The sequence below is a fragment of the Phyllobacterium sp. genome (assembly GCF_037994405.1).
GTDB lineage: Bacteria > Pseudomonadota > Alphaproteobacteria > Rhizobiales > Rhizobiaceae > Phyllobacterium.
Genome location: NZ_JBBNAN010000382.1, coordinates 1 through 3,890, shown reverse-complemented (window position 1 = coordinate 3,890; position 3,890 = coordinate 1). Strand labels below are relative to the sequence as shown.

Here is a 3,890-nt window from a genome sequence, read left to right as displayed (position 1 = left end):
AGACAAACCGGATCATCTATGCATCTCGCGGTTACCTTGAAGACAACGATCCGAAGCCGACGGTCGAGAACATCAAGAAGACGATGAAGATCTATCCCTACACGCCGGGAGGCGCTGGCACGAGTATCGCGACAGCGCTTGAAGGCAAGGTCAAGCTCGAAGCAAATCCGCCGGTACCCGAGACCAAGTTCGTGGAGGCGAGCGGCAAAGCGTTCAATACGATCCCTCCAAGCGACTACTCGTTCTTCGAGATGATTAACGCCAACGTGCAGCAGGAGCCGGCGGACTCCTACAATCCCGAGCTTGCAGGGCAGTTGGCCGCCATCGGCATCGCCAAGGGGAGAGAGTTCAAGCCCGACGAGCGAATGAAGAAGATTCTCACCGATGCGGCCGCGGTCGGGAACGCTGCAGGACGCGTGCTAAACTGGCGTCCCAGTGAGTCTCTCGAGTGGACGTATTATCCCGACTCGTCGTGGGCCAACATGCTATGGCAGGGTGGCGCCAATTTCGAGACGCCGCCGCCGATGATCAGCAAGGATGGCCGATTCGAACCGTTGCCGCCGACCGGCGCGCGGACGCTCGACTCGAAAACCGCATTCTACTATGGCTATACCCTCGACTCCCCGGGCATGATCATGCGGCTTCCCCGCGTCGGATCGCAGTATCTCATGGGTTTCCTGGATGCGGACAAAAAAGATCTCGACGGGGCCAAGACCTACAAGGTGACGCTCCCGCCAAACATTCCCGCGGAAGCATTCTGGTCATTCACACTCTATGACAACCAGACGCGCTCCATGCTCCAAACGCCGCAGGGCTACCCGCGAGCGGGCAGCCAGAGCTATCCTTCACCCGCTGCCGAAGCAGACGCGGACGGCTCAACGACAATCTATTTCGGCCCGAAACAGCCGGATGGTGTCAAACGCGGCAACTGGATCCAGACCATGCCTGGCAAGGGTTGGTTCACGCTCCTTCGCCTCTATAGCCCGCTGGAGCCTTTCTTCACCAAGGAATGGCGCCTGAGTGAAATCAAACTCGTTCCCTAATGGAGACATCGAAAGCGGTTTTACTGCGCAGTTGATAAGACCGCGATTCCGCGCCAGAACGAAACATCCTCCTTGATCACATGGGAAGGATACGTTCGTTACCGACAAGGTAAATCCCTTGCGACGTGGAGTAGCGGATGAGGTCACAAAATCGGGTCGAATTATCGCCTTGATCGAGCTGTTGGGCCGGATGCCACCAGTTGAATTGCAACCAGCGCAGCTCTCTTCAGCGGATAGGATGTGCAGACAATCCTATCCGCCTCCAATTTGTTTGTTCGTTCGAATTGTATCTATTCATTTAAACGCGCTGAAATACATCTTGTAGTAAAACCCTTTCATACCAGATATGGGAGCGCATCAATATGTCGAATAAAGAAATAATTTGGGGTCATTCCCGTCTTGGCAAGCATAACATGGAAAAACGTAGCGTAATGCATGCCTCGAATTTATCCAGGGGGATAATGACTGCCGCCTTGGCCGTCGTTGTTTGTATTGCTGCGCCTATAAAAATGGCCGAGGCACAATCAGCCTCAATCGAGTTAGGATATCCAAGTGATATGAAGGCAGCTGATACAAAGAAGAAAGTCATTAAAAGCAGAAAAGCGATCCCTGCAAACATTGTTAAGGCATCATATCTTGGTCGGGCGCCATACATTTGTACGCCCAGCGGATTTGGACGCACGTCAAGATGCTTTGCGAGGTGAATGGATTTACGACCTCACCGTCTGAGTACCAATTGGATATGCGGGAAGGAGAGAAGAGCCGGACAACCCCGTTGGTCCGGCTCTACGTGAGTAAAATCTAATCGTGTCTTAAGCCTGCAACGATTTTGAACGAATGCCTAATCTATAGGCTTGGCGATAGCTTTGCACGCGTCCGATTGTATCGCGCGGTAACGTAGTCACCAGGTTGCACCTTGCGATATTCATCATTGACGTTAACCGGAGTTGTTTTAAAGGGATACCACTCCCCATCCGGTTCGCGCTTCTGGAATATGACATTGCCTTTCTTTCGGTGACTAAAGCAGGTCAATGCTGGCGCGTTGCCGGCCTTCGCGTACCATACGGCCTTGAAGCAGAGCTTTCCCGGATCGGTAACAAACCAATGCCCAAGGCCATAAGAGCCTGTTCCTTCACCTGTCCAGGCTTTAAACACGCGCTGCTTTACTGCGAAATAGCCGGCGCCGTCCTTCCAGATCCAAGAACGGTTGTTGTAGAGCTTGAACAGTTCCTCGCTAGTCAGCGGGACAGACATTGCTGGCGGCTTCGTCATTTTGCTTTGCGCAGCATTCGCACCAAAGGCACATGTGCCAACCGCACCAGCGATGCACAGTAGTGATAGCGTTCGCAATATAGTCATCGGTTCCTCCTGAAAGGGCTATTTGGTGTGCATACGGGTTAGTTTGTGGCATCCCTGACGACCCGCCAGTTGGGGAGACCATACGGCCGGGGCCAAGGATAAACTTCCTTGTCGTTAAAGTAGACCACGGCGGTTAGGTCCGGAAATTCCGGATATCGCTTGGCGGCGTTTTCAGCCCAATTGCTAACGTACCCAGAGTCGCCCTCATAGCCCAGTTCGGCCACCATGATAGGTTTGCCAAAACCTTGGACCAGCCGGTATTTGGGGGCGAGGGACTGAGCAAAAGTCTGCGCAACGCCAAAATGGTCCTTGTCATATTGCTGCAGGCCAAATACAGAAAGGCCTACGATATCAACGACATCATTCCCAGGGTAGAACGCGGTAAGGCCAGGCTCTCCTTTGGGCGACCACATATATTTCGCCGACTTGTTATGCTCGCGGCATACGGTCACCATGCGCCGATAGGCAGCCGCGTAACTGGCCGGCGCCCAATGCGCCCAAGTGAACTGGTTATCAGTTTCATCCATCTCCTGAGCCCAGCGGATGGTCACATCACTCTTGAGCCCGGCTGCCGTCGTGCAAACAGCGGCCATGTTGCCGTCGTACCTGCCGGCCAGAATGCCTTTGAGCAGCTCATCCGGTGACGATCGCCAATCCAAGGACCAGGACCAGGGCTCCACCGTAATGAGAAGCTTTCGTCCGCGCTTTTGGGCATAATCATCGGCGATGGACAGTGATGACAGATCAACATCTTCCCAGGGAAGGAAGAGATGTTCGATCTTGGAGTTCGGATCATTGCTGAAATCACTGTGCGGATCATACGCGCCAAAGGTGACTGAGTCCGGACCTATGATCGGCCGTTTATCGGTAACCTGGCCCATATTAGGCTTCTGATTGGTCGGGATACCGCGCGGTATGCTCGCCGCAAGGACAGTTCCAGTCAGCACCAAGGTTGCAAATGAGACGGCGATTGCTGTTCGAGTTTTGTTATTTTTCATTGGGTTTTGCTCCTGTTAGCAACGCTTGGCAACGTATTGCCCGCTAGTCGTTTCTGATTTTCAAGATCGGATTTTATGCTCGCCAGATCCGGGGATACGAGATTCTCCGCTACAAGTTTCTTGAACTCGTCAGTTTGAGCCGGCACGGCATGCTTGAAAATATACCAGGTCCCGGACGGCTCTTTCTTTTGGTAGATTGTTGCGTGGTCGCGCTTGTGGCGGAAGCAAGTCTTGTTGGCGTGGACGCCGGAGACAGTGTGCCATTCTGCGTTGAGGCACAAACGACCGTCGTCGGTCGCGGTCCATCGTCCTTGTGCCCATGCGGTGGTGTCGCCAGTCCCTGTCCTTGCCGTGAAACGCCGGTCCTGATCGTCAAAGCGTCCGGCGCCATCAGACCACGTCCAGGTCTTGTTGCGGTACAGCAGATAAAGCTCCACCCCAGTCATTGGCCGGGCATCTGCTGATGGGACGATTTCTTCGCCGGCATAGG

Annotated in this window: 4 protein-coding genes; 1 reads left to right on the top strand and 3 read right to left on the bottom strand. The window is 53.9% G+C overall.

Annotation, left to right across the window (positions count from 1 at the left end):
- A partial coding sequence (locus AAAC48_RS21270) for a DUF1214 domain-containing protein (RefSeq protein ID WP_340656100.1) occupies positions 1 to 1,043 on the top strand: 1,043 nt, incomplete at its 5' end.
- An 846-nt stretch (positions 1,044 to 1,889) separates the two neighbouring features.
- On the opposite strand, the gene AAAC48_RS21265 is transcribed toward AAAC48_RS21270, so the two are convergent.
- From AAAC48_RS21265 to AAAC48_RS21255, 3 genes are all read right to left on the bottom strand, one after another.
- Positions 1,890 to 2,402 (bottom strand): DUF995 domain-containing protein, encoded by a 513-nt coding sequence (locus AAAC48_RS21265; protein WP_340656099.1) that lies wholly within the window; start codon positions 2,400 to 2,402, stop codon positions 1,890 to 1,892.
- A 38-nt stretch (positions 2,403 to 2,440) separates the two neighbouring features.
- Positions 2,441 to 3,400, bottom strand: coding sequence for a glycosyl hydrolase (locus tag AAAC48_RS21260; RefSeq protein ID WP_340656098.1), 960 nt, complete (start codon positions 3,398 to 3,400; stop codon positions 2,441 to 2,443).
- On the bottom strand, positions 3,397 to 3,890 hold a 494-nt coding region (locus AAAC48_RS21255), incomplete at its 5' end, for a DUF995 domain-containing protein (protein WP_340656097.1). The genes AAAC48_RS21255 and AAAC48_RS21260, both read right to left, overlap by 4 nt.

Coding starts and splice junctions, on each gene's coding strand:
- AAAC48_RS21260 (WP_340656098.1), bottom strand. CDS start 3,400: ATGAAAAATAACAAAACTCGAACAGCAATCGCCGTCTCATTTGCAACC.
- AAAC48_RS21265 (WP_340656099.1), bottom strand. CDS start 2,402: ATGACTATATTGCGAACGCTATCACTACTGTGCATCGCTGGTGCGGTT.